General features: G+C 65.1%; 16 protein-coding genes and 1 pseudogene. 2 read left to right on the forward strand and 15 right to left on the reverse strand.

Features of this window, described 5'->3' with window-relative positions; all coding sequences use genetic code 11:
- Position 1: 1 nt before the first annotated feature.
- From X268_RS26450 to X268_RS26475, 6 genes and pseudogenes are all read right to left on the reverse strand, one after another.
- Complete coding sequence (locus X268_RS26450; protein ID WP_128927653.1) at positions 2 to 718, reverse strand: ABC transporter ATP-binding protein; 717 nt, start codon at positions 716 to 718, stop codon at positions 2 to 4.
- A complete protein-coding gene (locus X268_RS26455) occupies positions 718 to 1,782 on the reverse strand; it encodes a branched-chain amino acid ABC transporter permease (RefSeq protein ID WP_128927654.1) in 1,065 nt (354 codons plus the stop codon). Before X268_RS26455 ends, X268_RS26450 begins: the two co-directional genes overlap by 1 nt.
- 15 nt (positions 1,783 to 1,797) lie before the next feature.
- Positions 1,798 to 2,670 carry an ABC transporter permease subunit gene (locus X268_RS26460; RefSeq protein WP_128927655.1) on the reverse strand — a complete coding sequence of 291 codons (873 nt, stop codon included), beginning with the start codon at positions 2,668 to 2,670 and terminating at the stop codon, positions 1,798 to 1,800.
- Positions 2,671 to 2,785: 115 nt separating this feature from the next.
- Positions 2,786 to 4,027 (reverse strand): urea ABC transporter substrate-binding protein, encoded by a 1,242-nt coding sequence (locus X268_RS26465; protein WP_128927656.1) that lies wholly within the window; start codon positions 4,025 to 4,027, stop codon positions 2,786 to 2,788.
- A gap of 10 nt (positions 4,028 to 4,037) precedes the next feature.
- Complete coding sequence (locus tag X268_RS26470) at positions 4,038 to 4,703, reverse strand: ANTAR domain-containing response regulator (protein ID WP_128927657.1); 666 nt, start codon at positions 4,701 to 4,703, stop codon at positions 4,038 to 4,040.
- Positions 4,700 to 5,860 (reverse strand): annotated as a pseudogene (locus X268_RS26475) (transporter substrate-binding domain-containing protein). The gene X268_RS26470 and the pseudogene X268_RS26475 overlap by 4 nt, the downstream one beginning before the upstream one ends.
- Before the next feature lie 426 nt (positions 5,861 to 6,286).
- Here X268_RS26475 and X268_RS26480 point away from each other — a divergent pair.
- Positions 6,287 to 7,186, forward strand: a complete 900-nt coding sequence (locus X268_RS26480) for a LysR substrate-binding domain-containing protein (RefSeq protein ID WP_018641158.1) — start codon at positions 6,287 to 6,289, stop codon at positions 7,184 to 7,186.
- Between the two features lie 103 nt (positions 7,187 to 7,289).
- On the opposite strand, the gene X268_RS26485 is transcribed toward X268_RS26480, so the two are convergent.
- The 9 genes from X268_RS26485 to modD form a co-directional block, all read right to left on the reverse strand.
- Positions 7,290 to 8,762 (reverse strand): amidase, encoded by a 1,473-nt coding sequence (locus X268_RS26485; protein WP_128927658.1) that lies wholly within the window; start codon positions 8,760 to 8,762, stop codon positions 7,290 to 7,292.
- Between the two features lie 15 nt (positions 8,763 to 8,777).
- A complete protein-coding gene (locus X268_RS26490) occupies positions 8,778 to 9,575 on the reverse strand; it encodes an FAD binding domain-containing protein (protein ID WP_128927659.1) in 798 nt (265 codons plus the stop codon).
- Positions 9,576 to 9,586: 11 nt separating this feature from the next.
- Positions 9,587 to 11,974, reverse strand: a complete 2,388-nt coding sequence (locus X268_RS26495) for a xanthine dehydrogenase family protein molybdopterin-binding subunit (protein WP_128927660.1) — start codon at positions 11,972 to 11,974, stop codon at positions 9,587 to 9,589.
- A gap of 2 nt (positions 11,975 to 11,976) precedes the next feature.
- Positions 11,977 to 12,468 carry a (2Fe-2S)-binding protein gene (locus tag X268_RS26500; RefSeq protein ID WP_208764394.1) on the reverse strand — a complete coding sequence of 164 codons (492 nt, stop codon included), beginning with the start codon at positions 12,466 to 12,468 and terminating at the stop codon, positions 11,977 to 11,979.
- Positions 12,469 to 12,488: 20 nt separating this feature from the next.
- On the reverse strand, positions 12,489 to 13,595 hold the full coding sequence (locus X268_RS26505; protein ID WP_128927662.1) for an ABC transporter ATP-binding protein: 1,107 nt from the start codon (positions 13,593 to 13,595) through the stop codon (positions 12,489 to 12,491).
- A 19-nt stretch (positions 13,596 to 13,614) separates the two neighbouring features.
- Complete coding sequence (locus X268_RS26510) at positions 13,615 to 14,520, reverse strand: ABC transporter permease (RefSeq protein ID WP_128927663.1); 906 nt, start codon at positions 14,518 to 14,520, stop codon at positions 13,615 to 13,617.
- Entirely contained in the window at positions 14,517 to 15,407 is an 891-nt protein-coding gene (locus X268_RS26515; RefSeq protein WP_128927664.1) for an ABC transporter permease, read from the reverse strand. Before X268_RS26515 ends, X268_RS26510 begins: the two co-directional genes overlap by 4 nt.
- Positions 15,408 to 15,485: 78 nt before the next feature.
- The gene (locus X268_RS26520) at positions 15,486 to 16,835 is read right to left on the reverse strand and encodes an ABC transporter substrate-binding protein (RefSeq protein WP_128927665.1); all 1,350 of its coding nucleotides are present in this window, start codon (positions 16,833 to 16,835) and stop codon (positions 15,486 to 15,488) included.
- A 177-nt stretch (positions 16,836 to 17,012) separates the two neighbouring features.
- Positions 17,013 to 17,921 carry a ModD protein gene (gene modD, locus X268_RS26525; RefSeq protein ID WP_164937948.1) on the reverse strand — a complete coding sequence of 303 codons (909 nt, stop codon included), beginning with the start codon at positions 17,919 to 17,921 and terminating at the stop codon, positions 17,013 to 17,015.
- A gap of 237 nt (positions 17,922 to 18,158) precedes the next feature.
- Between modD and modA the strand changes: the two genes are divergently transcribed.
- Positions 18,159 to 18,911, forward strand: a complete 753-nt coding sequence (gene modA / locus X268_RS26530; RefSeq protein ID WP_128927667.1) for a molybdate ABC transporter substrate-binding protein — start codon at positions 18,159 to 18,161, stop codon at positions 18,909 to 18,911.
- The last annotated feature ends 1 nt before the right edge of the window (position 18,912 follow it).

Below are 18,912 nucleotides of genomic sequence, written 5' to 3' on the forward strand. Positions count from 1 at the left end.
ATCAAGCATGGGCCTGCCCCAGATAGATCGCCGCCACGCGCTCATCGGCCACGATCTCGTCGATCGAGCCCTGCGCGAAGACCTGGCCGAGATGCAGCACGGTGACGCGATGCGCGACCTGCCGAACAAAGGCCATGTCGTGCTCGATCGCAAGCACTGTCATGCCGTCGGCATTGAGCCGCTGCACCATCTCGCCGGTCATGTGGGTTTCCTCCGGCGACATCCCGGCGGTGGGCTCGTCCAGCAGCAACAGGCGCGGCTTCAGGCTGATCGCCATGCCGATCTCCAGCCATTGCTTCTGGCCGTGGCTGAGATTTCCGGCGGTCTGCGCCTGCTCGGATTCGAGGCCGAGGAAGGCGAGCAGCCGCGCGATCTCGACTTCGAGCTCGGCGCCGCGGTGCCGGCTCTGCAAGGCGATCTCGAGGTTCTGACGCACCGATAGGCCCCTGAAGACCCCGGGCACCTGGAACTTGACCGACAGGCCGCGGTGAATCCGCGCAAAGGATTTCAGCGCAGTGATGTTCTCTCCGGCAAAGAGGATGTCACCGCTGCCGGGATGGTGCTCGCCGAGGATCAGGCGGAACAGCGTGCTCTTGCCGGCGCCGTTGGGGCCGATCAGGCAGTGGATCTCGCCGGTTCGCAGCGTGAGGTCCACGGAATTGGTCACGTGCAGGCCACCGAAATGCTTGTTCAGCTTGCGCAGCTCGAGCAGCGACATCAGCCGGCCCTCTGCGTGAGGCGGGAGGCGATGCGGCCCAGCCAGTTCATCGCCCTGAGCACGAGGCCGTTGGGCGCGATCAGCACCGTGAGCACGAGCAGCACGCCCATGAAGACCAGCGCGTACTGGCTGCCGTAGATCGTCAGCGCCTGGAACGCGGCAAGAACCACCAGCGTGCCGATCACGGTCGAGGTCAGATCGCTGCGGCCGCCGACCGCGACCCAGATCAACGGCAGCGCAGCGGCGGTCATGCCCATGCTCGAGGGCGTGATGTACTGGCCCCACACCGTGTAAAGGACGCCAGAGAGCCCTGCGAGCGCGGCTCCGATCACGAAGGTGATGAGCTGGTATTTGCGAATGTCGTAGCCGAGCATCTCGGCGCGTTCAGGGTTCTCGCGGATGGCGACGATGACGTTGCCGAACGAGGAGTTCATCAGGATGCGCAAGGCGAGGTAAACGAGGACCAGAAGGCCGAGCACGAAATAGTAGAGCCCGACATCGGCGAACAGCACGATGGGCTCGCCCGGCCAGGGGATGGTCAGCGGCGGCATCGCGCTCATGCCGTTGAAGCCGTTGAGGCGCGCGGCTCCGATGTGCCATTCCGGCCCCGCGGTCTGCGCCATGAAGCGTTCCAGCATCAAGGTGACGGCGAGCGTGACGATGCCGAGGAAGACGCCGGCGATGCGGCCGAAAAACATGAAGTAGCCGAGCAGCACGGCGAACAGCGCGGCGATCGCCACCGCCGCGACCAGAGCCAGCAGCGTGAAGCCGTAGGCCGCGCCGAAATTGATGGTGAGGATGCCGTAGCCATAGCCCGCAATCCCGAAAAAGGCGGTCTGGCCGAAGGAGAGCGAGCCGCCATAACCCCAGATCAGGCAGAGGCTGAGCGCGATGAAGACCCAGACGAAGAAGTACACCGTGTTGCCGACGGTGTAGCCGTCGCTGAACAGCGGATAGGCGAATGCGGCAGCGAGCACGAGTGCGAACAGGCCCCAGAAGGCCGGACCGCGACCTGCAGTCTGCGGACCCTCGAGACGGCGAAACAGCGAGAGGAAACCGGTCACGACGCCATCACTCCGTCAGGTGCGCTCGCGCAGCACGAAGCCGGAAATGCCTTTCGGCAGCACCCGGACCACGATGATGACGGCGACCAGCAGGCCGATCTGCCCAAACAGCTGCCCCTGCCAGGAGGTCATGACCGACTTCACCACCGCCAGCACACCGCCGGCCGGTGCCGTGCCGAGGAAGACGTCGGCGCCGCCGATCACGACGGTGACGAAAGCCTCCATGATGAAGGTCGCCCCCATCGTCGGCACCAGCGTCATGGTCGGCGCGTACAGTCCGCCGGCAAGACCGGCGAGCCCTGCCCCGCAGGCGAAGGTGAGGCTGTAGATCAGGCGGGTGTCGACGCCGAGCGCCGCCGCCATATGCGGCACCTGGATGGTGGCGCGCGCCAGCACGCCGAAGCGCGTCCAGTTGAACAGCGCGTAGAGCGCGGCGAGCACGCCGAGGGCGGCGCAGAACAGCACGATGCGATAGATCGAATAGGAGTAGTCACCGACCTGAAAGCTGCCGAACGGCGTGCCGACGCCGGCCATGGTCGAGCCGACCATGATCAGGGTGCCCTGCGTTGCGATCAGGCTGAGGCCCCAGGTGGCGACGATGGTGTCGAGCGGCCGGTCGTAGAGATGGCGGATCACAGCGAGCTCGACCACGACGCCGACCAGCGCCGACACCAGGGTGCCGGCCAGTATTCCCAGCGGCAACGGCAGGCCCGCATGCACGGTTGCGGCGGTGACGTAGGCACCGCACATGATGAACTCGCCATGGGCGAGATTGATCACGCCCATCATGCCGAAGATCACCGCGAGGCCGCAGGCCGAGAGCACCAGAAATGCGAAGGCGCCGCCGAATTGATAGAGCGCCGAGAAGACGTGGGTCGCGATGTCCATGAATCAACCAGTCTGAGGGAAGACGCAGAATTGTCGTCGCAGATGTCCGTGATCGCCCCGGCCCGCCGGCAACGCCAAGGGTGTGCCGGGAGGGCCGGAGCGATCGGCCGCCGGGTCAGGGTTTCGGCGGCGGGTTCGACGGCGTGTACTGAGCCATCGGATCCTTCTTGGTGAGGTCGCAGCCGGCTTCACCCAGCCAGTACGGCTTGATGTCTTCCCAGGTCTTCGGGAAGGAAATCGCGTGATCGGCGCCGACCTTGGCGAGATAGATCGTGTGCGACATGTGTTGGCTCTTCGGGTCGATGCAGACCTTGCCCTCCGGCGCGTCCATGCAGACGTCACCCAGCGCGATCACCTTGCGGATCTCCTCGCGCTTGGTCGACTTCGCGCGCTCCACCATCTGCTTGTAGAGATAGACCGCGAGATAGGAGTTCTCCGCCTCCTGGTTCACATAGGGCTCGCTCGGGAACTTGGCCTTGAACTTGGCGTAAAATTCCTTGCTCTTGGGCGAGTCGATCTCCTCGATATAGTTGGTGGTGACGTACATGTCCTTCAAGCTCGGCGGCTTGAAGCGCTTGTGCTCGTAGCCCTGGCCGACGTTGACCGAGGACGCCATCGGCAGGGTGACGTTGGCGGAAGCCGCCTGCTCGTAGTAGGAGGCCTGCGCGGTGCCGACCAGGAGCGTGACCACGAAGTCGGGCTTGGCCTTCTGGATGTTCTGGATGCTCTGCGAGAACTGCGAAACGCCGAGCGGGATGAACTCCTCGCCGGCCATCTTGCCGCCGTTCTCCTTGACGATCTTGCGCACCCATTCGGCCGAGATCTGGCCGAAATTGTAGTCGGCTGCGAGCGTGTAGACGTTCTTGCCGTACTTCTCCATCATGTACGGAATGAGCGTCGAGAACTGCTGCTCGGGCACGGCGCCGGTGACGATCATGTGGCCGTCGCAGACGCCGCCTTCGTACTGGTTGTTGTAGAAGGCGAAGCCGTTGAACTGGTCGACGATCGGGCGGTACGCCTCGCGCGAGGCCGAAGAGAAGCCCGCGAACACGACGTCGACCTTGTCGCGCTGGAGCACGCGCCGCATGAACTCCTGGTAGCGGGTGTTGTCGGACTGGGTGTCGTAGGCAACGAGCTCCAGCGGCCGGCCCATGATGCCGCCGGCCTTGTTGATCTCGTCGGCGGCGAGCTGGATGGCGTGAACCTTGCCGATCGTGGCCGCGGCGAAGTCGCCGGACTGATCCTCCAGCACGCCGAGCTTGATCGGGTTTTCCGCCGCGAGCGCCAAGTTTGATCCGAGGACAAGCGTCCCCGTGAGGGCTGCGGCGCGCAGCCCCCGCAATACAGACTTGCTCATTTTGCTTCTCCTAGATGGCCTGCTTATTGCCGCCTTGCAGCGTAATGCCGGTCGTGCGGCCGGTCGTATCGGGCGGCTTCGCCCGCTTGCTCAGAAACTCCTCGCAATAGAGTTCCATGCTCTGCCGCGCGCGCATGCTGTCGCGACGGAGCTGGGAATAGGCCCCCTCCTCGTCGAGGCCGTCCTGCTGCACCAGCAGGATCATCGCCCGGATCACCGCACGGCGGCCGCGGCGGCGCTCCTCCAGGCCCTGCAGGCGCTCATACATTTCGGCACGCAGCAGGAACTGGTTGATGCCCATGAACAGGGACGTGTAGACCGCGCCGCCATGCACCGGCTTGCGCAGGAACGAGGTGGCACCGAGATTGACCAGAGCCTTCAGCCGGCTCGGCGCCTCGACGCCGACGAGGCCGATCACCGGCACCGGCGGCAACCGCGAGGCCGGGTTGACCTCGATTGCGACCGCGCCTTCGAGGTCGCCGTCGACGAACAGGATGTCGCGATCGGCCTGCAGGCTTGCGACGTCGATTCGGGCGCGGCCGTCGATGATCTCGGGGGATTCGGTGGAGACGCCGAGCTTGGCCAGCGTGGTTTCGAGCGTGCTTTCCCATCCCCCTCGCCGTGTGACGACGATGGCACGGCCGCCCTTGAAGTTCTGTAACAGTCGAGAGCTCATGATTGCACCACCTTCAACAGCGGAGAGCGCATCGCGCTGGCAAAGCGCGGCGACGACTGGACGAGATAGGGATCGGGCGCGATCGGCTCGCGCGATTCCAGCAGCACTTCGAACTGCCCGTCGGCGGAGGAGCGACCGATCCGCGGCGTGAGCCAGGCGTGCAACGTCTGCCGGTCGATACGGACCTCCCCTTGCGGCGCTCGCAGCCGCTGGTCGGCGACTGCGGCCCGCACCGTGCGCGCGTCGTCGGTGCCGGCCTGCGACAACGCCGCTGCGAGCAGCTTGACGGCGATGTAGGACGCTTCGGCATCGGCCGACGACACCGGCCCTTCCGGAAAGGACCGGGTATAGGCGGTGATGAAGGCGGCATTTTCAGGGGAGTTCAGCGACGAGAAATAGACGCTCGACTACAAATGTCCATCGACCGCATCCGGTCCGATCTCCGGCAGCTCCGGCTCCGAAAGCGTGCAGCTGGCAACCGGGATGTTCGCAGCCTGGTCGATGCCGCGCGCGCGGCAGGCGGCACGGAACGCGCGAAAGAAGGCGTAGGCGCTGGTGCCGATCAGATTGTTGAAGACGAAGTCGGGCCGCTGGTCGATGATCGCCGCGATCACCTGGTCGACCTCGGTGTCGCCGACCGAGAGATAGCGCTCGGCGAGCACGACGCCGCCGCGCGCGGCGAGCGCCTCGCGGAAGATGCGGTTGTTCTCCCACGCCCAGATGTAGTTGGAGCCGACGCAGAAGGCGCGCTTGCCGACGCGCGTGGCGAGATAATCCACTAGCGGAAGAACGTGCTGGTTCGGCGCGGCGCCGGTATAGACGACGTTGTCGGAGCTCTCGAACCCTTCGTAATGGGACGGGTACCAGAGCATGCCGTCGAACTTCTCGAAGCAGGGAATGACCTCCTTGCGGCTCGAGGAGGGGTAGCAGCCGACGACGTGACGGATCCCGGAATTGAGCAGCTCCAGGCTGAGCGAGCGGTAGCGGGCAAGGTCGCCGCTGGGATTGACCACGACCGGCTCCAGCGCGATCGTGTCGGAGCCGGCGTTGGTCTCGTTGAAGGCGAGCAGCGCGCCGTTGAGCATCGAACGCGCGACGACGCCGTACGAGCCTGTCGTCGAGAACATCACACCGATACGATATCGCGTCCGCGTCATCACTCGATCCAAAACAAAAAAGCGCCCGCCGGCCGTTAAGCCGAGGGCGCCCTCGCCGCCAACCGAACACACGACATGCGCGTGGTGTTGGAAATGGTTTGAACTCGTCGCGTTGACGGGCTGAGTTGCCCAACGCTTGGACGATACGGTCGTTGAGATCGAAAGCGAAGTCAAGCGCGTTGTTGCAGCGCAGACTGCTCCAATTCATATCGCCATGCAGCAAATCTGTGCAGCGTTGTCGAGCCTTGATTGGATCAGGCTTCGCTCGCTCCTTCGCCGTCCTGGCTTCGATGACGCGATTGATGGCGTCGTCGCGAACGGGCTAGATTCTACTGATCGAAGCGGGTCCCACTGCGTCACCATGACCGCCGAGGCTCCGTGCGTTAGCACGAATTTTGCATAAATTGTGGGCGATATGGACGCCGCATGAACCTCATCAGTCTCGATATCCGCATGCTCCGGTCGCTGATCTCGGTGGTCGAGACCGGCAGCATCACCGAGACCGCGCGACGGCTCGGCCGCACCCAGCCTGCGATCACGCTGCAATTGCAGCGGCTGGAGGAGCTGACCGGCAAGCAATTGTTCGAGCATGGCGGCCGCAGGCTGACGCTGACCGACGACGGCACCACGGTCCTCACCTACGCCAAGTCCATCCTGCGGCTGCATGACGAGCTGATTTCGCAACTGGCGTCACAGGAGATCGAGGGCCAGGTCGTGCTCGGCACGCCCGACCTCTATGCCGCTTTCATGCTGCCGCAGATCCTCAGCGTGTTCCGGAAATCCTTTCCGCGGGTGCAGGTCGAGCTCAACTGTGCGCTCTCGACACCGCTGGTCGGCCTCGTCAAGCGCGGCGATGTCGATATCGCGCTGGTCACGCGCATGAACGATTTCACCGGCGGCCAGGTGGTGCGGCGCGAGCAACTGGTCTGGATGACCGGTGAGCAATCCGCCGCGCATCAGGAACGTCCGATCCCGCTTGCGCTATTGCCGCCGGGCAACATCTATCGCGACTACGCCATCGACACGCTGGAGCGCGCGAATTTGCGCTGGCGCATCGCCTGCGTCAGCGAAAGCGTCGGCGGCCTCCAGGCCGCGGCCTTCGCCGGCATGGCCGTCACCGTGCTCGGCCGCAGCGCCCTGGTGCCGGCTATGCGCGAAATCGGGCCGAACGAGGGATTACCGCCGCTGCCGAAGATCGAGCTCCTGCTCTACAAGTCGAGCGGCGCAACGTCCAAGGCCGCGACGGCGTTGCACGACTATCTCGCGCATTATCTGCGCCTCGACGAAGAGCTCAGCGGCCGCGGCGCGCCGATCGAGCTGTCCTGAAGCGCGACGAGATTTTAGATGAATCGTCATCGCGCTTCAGGTTGCTGTTTGTGCATGATCTTTCCGGAAAGCCGCTTCGCGCGTTTCCGGATCATGCTTTAGCTCACGCGGTCCGGCGCAGTGCCAGTTGCGGCCAGAACTTGGCCCAGGGCTGCGCCGCCTCGAATGCAGCGGCGATGCGGAAGATGGTGGGCTCGTCGAGCCAGGGCGCGACGATCTGAAGCCCGATCGGCAGGGCGTCGCGGTCGAAGCCGCAAGGCAGCGTCGCCGCCGGAAGCCCGGCAAGGTTGATCGGCCAGGTGAAGGGCGACCAACCAAGATGCGGATCCACCTCACGGCCGTCGATCGATCCGACACCGATCTGCCCAGCCTCGAACGCGGTCACCGCGACGGTCGGCGTCACCAGCGCATCGACGCGCTCGAACAGCTTTACGAAGGCGTTGCGCGCCTGCCCCCGGCGATAGCTCGCTTCGATATAGTCGGTGCCGCTGTAGCGGCGGCCGCCGCTGATGACGTCGCGATAGGCCGCCTCGGAGCCGGCGAGATCGGCCGTCGTCTTGCCCGCGACGGCGGCCGCCTGCTCGGTGAAGGCGATCGGCCTCAGCGTATGCTCCAGGATGCCGGGATCGAGCGCGGGACCATCCATGGTGACCTGGGCGCCGCAGGAGTCGAGAATGGCGAGCGCCTTGCCGAAGGCGGCCGTCACCTCAGGGCTGACCGCGGCATAGCCGAGATCGGCGCTGGCGCCGATACGGATTCCGTTCAACGGCGCGGCGTTGGTGTCGAAGCGGCGGGGCGGCACGGGCAGACTTGCGGCATCGCGCATGTCGTAGCCGGCGATGACCTCCAGTGTCAGCGCGGCATCGGCGACCGTCCGCGTGATCGGGCCGGTATGGGCGAGCGAGGCCCAGGACGGCGGGGAGAAACCGGGTGAGCGCGGCACGAGACCGAACGTAGGCTTCAAGCCGAACACGCCGCAGAACGACGACGGCACGCGGATCGAGCCGACGCCGTCGGTGCCGATCGCGATCGGCCCGCAGCCGGCGGCAACGCCGGCGGCCGCCCCGCCACTCGAGCCGCCACTGGTGCGGCCGGGATTCCAGGGATTTCGCGTCGTGCCCGTGACGGGACTGTCCGCCGTCAGCTTGTAGCCAGACTCGCAGGTCGTGGTCTTGCAGGTGATGATCGCCCCGGACGCCTTCAGCGCCGACACCACGGCGGCGTCGTCATCGGGCACAAAGCCCTTGTTCATCGGCGAGCCGGCATAGGCCGGAACGCCAGCGACGAAGACGAGGTCCTTGATCGTGACCGGCACCCCGGCGAGCACCCCCTTGGCCTCACCGGCGCGCATCTCCTTCGTGAGACGGTCGGCCTCCGCCCTCGCCTGCTCGTACATCGGCGTCACCACCGCGTTGCAGGCCTCGTTCGCTGCCTGAAGCGCGGCGATGGTGTCGTCGACGACATCGCGCGGCGTGAACGCCTTGCGCCGGTAGCCGGCCATGATCTCGGTTGCAGAAAGCGCGCCAAGGCCAGTCGGCGCCGGCGGAAAGGCCGTTCGGCCGGAACCATCAGTCATCATCAAACCCAGGGGCTAGCTGAGCGCCGCGTCGACGGCGCGCTTGGCCATGACCGTGACGAGATGCGCCCGGTAATCGGCTTCGGCATGGATGTCGGAGGTGAGGCGGTCGGTGTCGATCCTGATCGCCGCGATCGCGGACGGATCGAAATGGCCCGACAGCGCCGCCTCCATCGGCGGCACGCGGAACACGCCGGGCCCGGCGCCAGTGACGGCGACGCGAACGCCCGCGGCGAACTGCGCGATGAACACGCCGACCAGCGCGTAGCGCGAGGCCGGAGCCTTGAACTTGGCATAGCCTGCCCTCAGCGGCACGGGAAAGCGGATCGCCGTGATGATCTCGCCCGGCTCAAGCGCGGTTTCGAACAGGCCGAGGAAGAACTTGTCGGCCGCGATTTCGCGCTTGCTGGTGATGATGGTGGCGCCGAGACCAAGCACGCCGGCGGGATAATCCGCGGCCGGATCGTTGTTGGCGACCGAGCCGCCGATGGTGCCGCGACTGCGCACGGCGGGATCGCCGATCATCGAGGCTAGCGCCGCGAGCCCGGGGATCCTGGTCTGCACCAGCTTCGAGGCAGCCACCACCGCGTGCGGCGTCATCGCGCCGATGGTGATGGTGGCGCCATCGTCGGCGATACCCTTGAGGTTTCCGAGCTTCGACAGATCGACCAGTGCCGGCGGATTGGCCAGCCGCTGCTTCAGCGTCGGGATCAGCGTCATGCCGCCTGCGACCAGCTTGCTGTCCTCGATCGAGGTCAGGAGCTTGGCCGCATCCGGAATCTGGTCCGGCTGGTGGTAGGCAAATGGCTTCATTGTTCTCCTCCCTATTCCGCTGCGACCGGCAGCGACGCGTTTTGCAGCAGGCGCCAGATCCGGTTTGGCGTCGCCGGCATGTCGACATGGGTGACGCCGAGATGCGAGAGCGCGTCCACCACCGCATTGATGACGGCGGCCGGCGAGCCGATGGTGCCGACCTCGCCGCAGCCCTTCACGCCCATCGGCGTGTGCGTGCAGAGCGTGGAGTGGGTCGCGACCTTCATCATCGGCAGATGGTCGGCGCGCGGCATGCAGTAGTCCATCAGCGAGCCCGACAGCAATAGGCCGGAGCCTTCGTCATAGACCGCATTCTCGAACAGGGCCTGGCCGACGCCCTGCACGATGCCGCCGTGCAATTGGCCCTCTACGATCATCGGATTGATGACCGTGCCGACGTCGTCGACAGCAGTGTAATTGACCAGCGTCACCGTGCCGGTCTCCGGATCGACCTCGACCTCTGCAATGTGGCAGCCGCCGGGATAGGTGAAGTTGACGGGATCGTAATAGGCCTGCTCCTCCAGCCCCGGCTCCAGCACTTCGAGCGGATAATCGTGCGGAACATAGGCGGCGCCGGCGATCTCCTCGAACGTCTTGATGCGGTCGGTGCCGGCAACCGAGAACCTGCCGGCCTCGAACTGGATGTCAGCTTCCGACGCTTCGAGCAGATGCGCGGCGATCTTCTTGCCTTTGACAATCACCTTGTCGGTCGCCTTCGACAGCGCGGCGCCGCCGACGACCAGCGAGCGCGAGCCATAGGTGCCCATGCCGAACTGGACGCGATCGGTATCGCCGAACACGATGTCGACGTTCTCGAAGGCGACGCCGAGCTTGTCCGAGACAATCTGCGCGAAGGTGGTCTCGTGGCCCTGGCCGTGATTGTGGGTGCCGATCATGACCGTCACCTGCCCGGTCGGATGCACGCGCACCGTGGCGCTTTCATAAAGGCCGCCCCGCGCCCCTAACCGTCCGGCGAAGCGCGACGGTGCAAGCCCGCACGCCTCGACATAGGTGGAGTAACCGAGCCCGCGGAATTTGCCTTTGCTGGCGGAGGCCGCCTTGCGCACACCAAAGTTCTTGACGTCGGCCGCGACCAGCGCTCCGTCGAGACAGCCCATGGGATCGCCGGAATCGTACTGCACCAGCACCGGCGTCTGGTAGGGGTAGGCCTCCTTCGGGATCATGTTGCGGCGGCGGATCTCGACGCGGTCCATGCCCATCTCGCTGGCTGCGACATCGACGATGCGCTCCAGCACGAAGGTTGCCTCGGGCCGCCCCGCACCGCGATAGGCATCGACCGGCACCGTGTTGGTGAAGACCACCTTCACGTTGCAGTAGATCGCCGGCGTGGTGTAGACGCCACCGAGCAGCGGCCCGTAGAGATTGGTCGGGATGTTCGGTCCGAAGGTCGAGAGATAGCCGCCCATATTGGCGAGCGTGTTGACGCGGAAGGCGAGGAATTTACCGGTCTCGTCGAGCGCAAGCTCGGCCTCGGTGACGTGATCGCGGCCGTGGCGATCGGAAACGTAGCCCTCCGAGCGGCTCGCGACCCATTTCACCGGCCGCCTCACGCGCTTGGCGGCCCAGGTGATCACGGCTTCCTCGCCGTAATGGAACTGCTTGACGCCGAATCCGCCGCCAACATCGGGAGCGACCACGCGCAGCTTGTGCTGGGGAATGTTCAGCACCAGCGCCCCCATCAGGAAGCGCACGACATGCGGGAACTGGCTGGTGGTCCACAGCGTGTAGCGATCGGTGCCCGGCTCATACTCGGCGATCGCCGCCCGCGGCTCCATGGGATTGCCGATCAGGCGATTGTTGACGAGGCTGAGCTTGGCGACATGCGCCGCTTTCTTGAAGGCAGTTACGACCGCGGCCTTGTCGCCGAGCTCCCAGTCGCAACAGATGTTGTTCGGCACGTCGCCGAACAATTGCGGCGCGTCCGGCCTGATGGCTTCGAGCACGCCGACCACGGAGGGCAGCACCTCGTAGTCGACCTTCAGAAGTTCAGCCGCCGCATCGGCCTGCTCCGGCGTCTCCGCGACGACGAAAGCGACCATGTCGCCGACGAAGCGCACCTTGTCCTGCGCCAGCATCGGGAACGGCGGCTCCTTCATCGGCACGCCCTTGGCGTCGGTGATGCCCCAACCGCAGGGCAGTGAACCCAGTCCGTCGTCGGCGACATCGTCGCCGGTCAGCACCGCGATGACGCCGGGCGAGGCCAGCGCTGCGCTCTTGTCGATGCCGCGCAGCAGCGCGTGGCCATGCGGCGAGCGCACGAACACGCCCGCCGTCATGCCCGGCCGCTTGATGTCGGAGACGTAGTTGCCGCGGCCGGTGAGAAAGCGCTGGTCCTCTTTCCGCTTCGGTGCGGCGCCGATACCGATCACAGTCCCCATGGTCACTCTCCCTTGGCGGCGTTCATGGCGGCGGCGCCGGCCATGACCGAGACGACGATGTTCTGGTAGCCGGTGCAGCGGCAGATGTTGCCTTCGAGGCCTTGACGGACATCGGCCTCCGTCAGGTCCGGCTTCTCGGTCGCGAGCGCCACGGCCGTCATCAGCATCCCCGGCGTGCAGAAGCCGCATTGCAGGCCGTGATGCTCGCGAAACGCCTCCTGCATCGGATGCATCTGATTCGAGCCGGGCGCGCCTTGCAGGCCTTCGATGGTGAGCAGGCTCGCGCCATCGAGCGCGGGCGCCAGCAGCGTGCAGCTCTTCACCGGCAAGCCGTTCAGGTGCACCACGCAGGCGCCGCACTGGCTGGTGTCGCAGCCGATATGCGTGCCGGTGAGATTGAGCTGCTCGCGCAAGAGCTCGGCGACGAGCGTTGCCGGCTCGACCTCGACAGTGGTTGGCCGTCCGTTGAGTGTGAAGGATATCTGCACGGTCATGCTCCTGTGCGCGGCGGGACTTAGGCGAGTGGAAGCGCGCTGCCGGTGGCCCATGTGGCCATCACGACGTCGCCGACGGTGAACGGATCTGCGAAGAAGGTCTTCTCGGGCACATAAGCCACGAACTCGTCGTCCGGCACGGTGTCGAGCATGACCTTGACGAAATAGCCCTGGTATTCGATCGCGAGCACCCGGCTCGGCAGCGACGTGGCGCACCCCGGCGGCAAGTCCCTGCCCGGCCTGACCAGCGCGACATCGTCGCGGCGCACGGCGATGTCGACCTTGTCGCCGACATTGACGTTCGGGCGAGCCCGAAGCGGCACCTCGATGCCTGAAGGCGCCGCCTGCGCCAGCGTAAAGCTCGCTCCGTTGACCTTTTCGACCCGCCCGGACAGCACGTTCTGCCCGCCCATGAACTCGGCGACATAGCGGTCGTGCGGATGAGCGTAGACATCGCGCGCCGGTCCGGCCTGCTTGATCTTGCCCTGCTCCATCACCACGACGAGGTCCGCGAGCGCAATCGCCTCGAGCTGGGTATGGGTGACGTGGATGAAGGTGATGCCGAGCTCCTGCTGCATCCGCCTGAGCTCCTGCCGCATCTGGACCCGGAGCTGCTCGTCGAGCGCCGACAGCGGCTCGTCGAGCAGCAGCACGCGCGGCTCGGTGATGGCCGCGCGCGCCAGCGCCACCCGCTGTTGCTGGCCGCCGGAGAGTTGGGCCGGGAGGCGGTCGGCGAATTGCGTCAACCGCACTTTCTCGATCATGGCGTCCGCGGACCGCAGCCGATCCGCCTTGGACATGCCGCGCACGCGCAGGGCAAAGGCGATGTTCTCGCGCACGGTGAGATGCGGAAACAGCGCATAGGACTGGAACATCATGGCCGTGCGCCGCTGCACCGGCGCGAGCCCGACGACGTTCTGGCCGCCGATCACGATCTCGCCTGCGGTGGGGTCCTCATGGCCCGCGATCATGCGCAGGATCGTGGTCTTGCCGCAGCCGGAGGGGCCGATGAAGCAGCAATAGGCGCCGTCCGCGATCTTCAAATTGACTCCGTCGACCACATTGGTGACGCCGTCGAAGCTCTTGCAGACCCCCGCCAGTTCGATATCGCCGCGATCGTTCTTCATTTCCCAGCTCAACCCTTGCTCAGCCTTTGGCCCGGCTGCCGCGCTTCTTCTGGATCAGCACGATGGTGCCGAGGCTGGCACCGATGACGATGAAGGAGACAATGGTGGTCACCGTGCCGAGCGCGTAGAGCGAGGGCGAGGTGACGTTCAGAGTCATGCTCCAGATCTCCAGCGGCAGCGTATTGAGCGAGCCAGCGGTCTGCAGACTGCGCGCAAACTCGTCATAGGACAGCGTGAAGCCGAACAACGCGACCGCCACCAGGCCGGGCGCCAGCACCGGGATCATCACCAGCCGGATCGACTGCCAGCGGTTGGCGCCGAGATCGTAGGCCGCCTCCTCCCAGACGTGGTTGAAGCGCGACATCACCGCGAACATCACCAGCACGCCGAACGGCAGCGTCCAGGACAGCTGGGCACCAAGCGCCGAGGTGTACCAGCTCGCGTTCAGCCCGAGTGCCTGGAACAGAAGCCCCGTGCCGAGGCCGAGCACGAGGCCGGGCGCGACCAGGCTGCCGATCATCATGTAGAAGACGATGGTGTCACCGCGAAAGCGCTTGCGGAAGCCGAGGCCGGCGAGGAACGAAACGACTACCGTGATGATGGTAACGATGACCGCGAGCTTGATCGAACGGTCGAACGAGCCCTTGACGTCTCCGGTGCGGACCTGGGTGAAGAGATCGACGAACCAATGCAGCGACTGCCCCTTCATCGGGAACACGAGGCCGCCACGGATATCCTGGAACGACAGGATGTAGATGCAGAACATCGGGCCGTAGAGCGCGATGACGTAACACGCGAATAGCGCCGCCAGCACGTAGAACGTCCATGGCCGCCCGCCCTTGCTCGGGGCGATCGCCTTGGTGGTCGCGGGCGCGACCGACTTGGACATGTCGGTTTTGGGCATGTCGGCGAGAACGGCGCTCATCGCGTGATCTCCTGCCTGATATCGACGGTGCGCAGGATCAGCGAGACGATGGCGACCAGCACCAGCGTCAGCAGCACGGCGCTCGCGGCCGCGGTCGGATATTGCAGCACGCCCACATCCTCGTAGAACGCGCTGACCACCGAGGCGGAGCCGCCGCCGGACATCACCTTGACCACGAAGAAGTCGCCCATCACGATCGAGACCACGAAGATGGTGCCGAGCGCGATGCCGCTCTTGGACATCGGCACCACGATCAGGCGCATGATGTCGAAGCGGCTGGCGCCGGCGTCGATCGCGGCCTCGATCAGCTTCTTGTCGATCCGCGCCATGGAGTTGAAGATCGGCACGATCATGAAGATCGTGAGCTGGTGGACATAGGCGATGACCACCGCAAGGTCGGAGAACAGCAACACCTCAAGCGGCTGGCGGATCACGCCCATTCCAAGCAGCGCCTGGTTGATCAGGCCTTCCTTGCCGAGCAGCGGGATCCAGGAAATCATCCGGATGATGTTCGAGGTCCAGAACGGCACGGTGCAGAGCAGGAACAGGCCGATCGCCAGCAACTGGTTGCGAACGTGGAACACCAGGAAATACGCAACAAAGAAGCCGATGATCAGCGTGAAGATCCAGGTCAGGGCCGTGAACTTGATCGTCGCCAGATAGAGCTTCAGCGTCAGCGCCGAGTGCAGCACTTCGACATAGCTTGCGAGCGTGAAGCCGGGAGTGAGCCCGCCAAAGCCGTCGGTGGCGAAGAAGCTCGCACCGAGCACGACCAGGATCGGCGCCACGAAGAACGGCACCAGCACCAGGACCAGCGGCGAGACGTAGAGCCAGCCTGCCAGATTGGATCGCGATGGAGCTGGACTTTGAGCTAGAATTGGCTGCATGTCAGCGAACGCCTCGACGTCGATCTCCCCCGCCGGCGCGTCGCCACGCCGGTGCCTTGCGTCAGGGAAAAGCAGGTTTCAAGCCACCTTGAAGTCATTCCAGCGCTTGTTCATGTAGGCCGCCTCGTCCATCAGCGTGTTCCAGCAGGAGATGTTCTTGACGCGGTCGAGGAACGAGCCGCCGTCACGCTTGGTGCCAGCCTTCTCCATCGCAACGCCGTAGGGATCATTGACCACTTCCGGCGCGGGCTGGCCCTCGTACCAGAACGCCCATTCGGCCGGCGTGAGGAATTTCTTCGCGGTCGAGGGCACCGGGCTGTAATAGCCGTAGCGCGCGACGAAGCCGCCCTGCCAACCCGAGAGGTACCAGTTGAGATATTCATAGGCTGCATCGAGCTTCTTGCCGGAGAGATGCTTCATCAGGCCCATGCCGTTGCACCAGCCTCGGTAGCCTTCCTTGCCGTTCTTGACGTTGACGGGCGCGTAGACGCAGGGAATTTCCTTGACGCGGACCGCCGCGACCGCCGGCGACCACATCGACTGAATGATGACCTCGCCCGCCGCCATCAGCTGCACCGACTGGTCGAAGGTGGTCCAGGTCGCGCGGAACTGGCCTTGCTTCTTCAGCTCGATCAGCTTGTTGCAGGTGAAGTCGATCTCCTCCTTGGTCATGTTGCCCTTGTTGCCGTACTTGATCAGCCCGGCGCTCTCGAAGCAGAGTGCGGCGTCCATGATGCCGATCGCGGGCACGTCGAGGATGGCAGCCTTGCCCTTGAACTTGGGATCGATCAGGTCCTTCCACTCGGTCACCTCATGGCCGACGAGATCGGGGCGATAGCCGATGGAATCGGCGTTGTAGACCTGCGGCAGGAAGGTCGCCCATTCGGTAGCGCCGTCGTTGAGATCGGTGGCGTCGGGCTTGGCGATGTACATGGCCTCATAGGGCGAGATGCCCTGGCGCGGGATCTTGTGGCCGTCGATTTCACCCTTGGTGAAGATCGGCAGGATGTTGTCGAACTCCTTGATCTTCTTGACCTCGATGCCCTGGATCACGCCACGCTTGGCGGCGAGCTTGGCCTGCCAGCCCTCGAGATCGGCGATATCGACCGTATTAGGCTGGCTTATGAAGCGGTTGATGGCGGCGGAGGTGTCGAGGTTCTGCATCGTCACCTTGAAGCCGAGGTCCTTGGCGGCCTGGTCGCCGATCGCCTTGACCACCGAGTAGGACACCCCGACATGGCGCAGCTCGATGTCCTTGATCTCCTGCGCCCAGATGGTCGGGAAACCCCGGATCGCATCGGCGCCTGCGGCTGCGCCCGCAACGGCCGCTGCACCCTTCAACAGCGTGCGCCGGCTCAGTTTTTTCGTTGTCTTCCCATCCGTTCCCGCCGGACCGAAAGCGGACGTTCTCTTAGCCCCGTCAGACATGGCAACCCTCATTGGTTACGATGAACGCTCACGCCGATCGCCATTGACCGGCAGCTGCTGTGATCAGTTGCGCGTGAGGCTAGGGGCAGGAATTTACGAAGTAAAATTGGAAGTAACAATTCGCCGCATAAGCGCGACTAATGAACCGGCGCTCTGCACTTCATCGCGGCAGGCGGCTCAGGAACGCAGCAGGGCATGTGCACGGTCGCGATGAAGAGGCGATTCTCTTTCATCGGCCGCCGCGATCCGCACCTGCACATCCCTCGGTTTGGCCAGATACGGCGACGAGGTGACCAGGACATCGGCGCCCGCCTCTGCATAATCCGCAGCATTCGCCGCATTGACTCCGCCGGCGGCAGCAATGATCGGGCGGGCCCGCACATAAGCCATGGACGCGATGCGCCTCACCAGCGCGGCGATGTCGGCTGGTGAGAATTTCTCGGCCTGAATGACGTCGAAGCCGGCGACCGCCGCGGCAAGGGCGGCATCGGCGGACTTGACCTCCATCACGAGCTTCTTCTCCGGCGCCGCCTGGCGCAACCGTTCGACCGCCAGAAACAGCGGCAGCTCGCCGAGAAAGGCGCGATGCTCTGGAAACACCAACACCGTCTCCGACAGGCCGAGCCGATGCATCACGGCGCCGCCGGCTTTCACCGCCGCGACCGCAAAGCGCTTGGTGCCCGGCACGTTCTTGCGCGTGCAGGCAACCGGAATTTGCGGGGCCACCGCCCTCGCCGCGTCGACGATGGCGCGGGTCTCGCTGGCGACCCCCGACCAGATCTCGATCAGCGTCTGCGCGACCTTCCAACTCCTAAGCAGGCCGGCGGCCGGGCCGCGCGCCTCGAGGATCGGCGCGCCCTGCTCCAGCATCGCACCGGATGCGGCGAACAGCTCGACCTTGCAGCCCGCGAGCGCGATGATCGCGGCGGCGTCCTCGGCGAGCGCCAGCACCATCGGCGCGCGCGCGGTAAACTGCATGACGCCGTCGGTCCTGCCGATCCCGAGCGCCTCGGTGGTGAGGTCGCCGTAGGGCACATCGTCTTCCAGCAGACGCTCGAGCTCGGCGCGCGATGCAACGGTTGCCATGGCCTCGTTCCTTTCGCCGGTGTCGGCTTGTCGACGAATTTGTCGTGAACCCGACACGGATCCGTGGTCTCGCCGCCCCAAGGGGCGGCAATAGCCGTGTTTCGACGCTCATTGCTGCAAGCCACACACCAGATTTCACCCGCGCATCCGGCACGCCGATTGCTGAGCCTTCCCTGGCCGGCGCCTCGCAGCAATCAGGCTCGCGCGGAGGCGGTTACCGTCCGCTGGAGTTCATTCATGAAACTGTTTCGTACGATCGCCGTCGCCGCAGGGCTGCTGCTCGCATTCCCCGAGGCGCAGGCCGCACAGACCAACGTCGCCGTGGCCGCCAACTTTACCGATGCCGCCAAGGAGATCGCTGCGGTCTTCAAGCAGAAGACCGGACACGAAGCGGTGCTCAGCTTCGGAGCAAGCGGCCAGTTCTACGCCCAGATCACGCAGGGCGCGCCGTTCCAGGTGTTCCTGTCGGCCGACGATGCACGGCCGAAGAAGCTTGTCGAGGATGGACTTGCGACCGCAGACAGCCGCTTCACATACGCGATCGGCAAGCTCGTGCTGTGGAGCAAGTCTCCGGGACTGGTGACCGGCGAAGAGACGTTAAAGGCCGCGTCCTTCGCAAAGCTCTCGATCTGCAATCCGGCCGCCGCGCCTTACGGTCTCGCCGCCGTGGAAACCATGAAGTCGCTGAATCTGTACGATGCCCTGAAGCCGAAGCTGGTGGAGGGCGCGACCATCACCCAGGCGTATCAGTTCGTCGAGACCGGCAATGCCGAGATCGGCTTCGTTGCGCTGTCGCAACTGAGCGGCAGCGAGGCCGGTTCGCGCTGGGTCGTTCCGCAGGCGCTCTATAATCCGATCCGCCAGGACGCGGTGCTGCTCAAGACCGGCGCCGGAAACCAGGCCGCCAGTGCATTCATCTCGTTCCTGAGGGGGCCCGAGGCCCGCGCCATCATCGAGAAATACGGCTACGTGCTGGATGGGCAGAGCTGAC

This window comes from Bradyrhizobium guangxiense, assembly GCF_004114915.1.
Lineage (GTDB): Bacteria > Pseudomonadota > Alphaproteobacteria > Rhizobiales > Xanthobacteraceae > Bradyrhizobium > Bradyrhizobium guangxiense.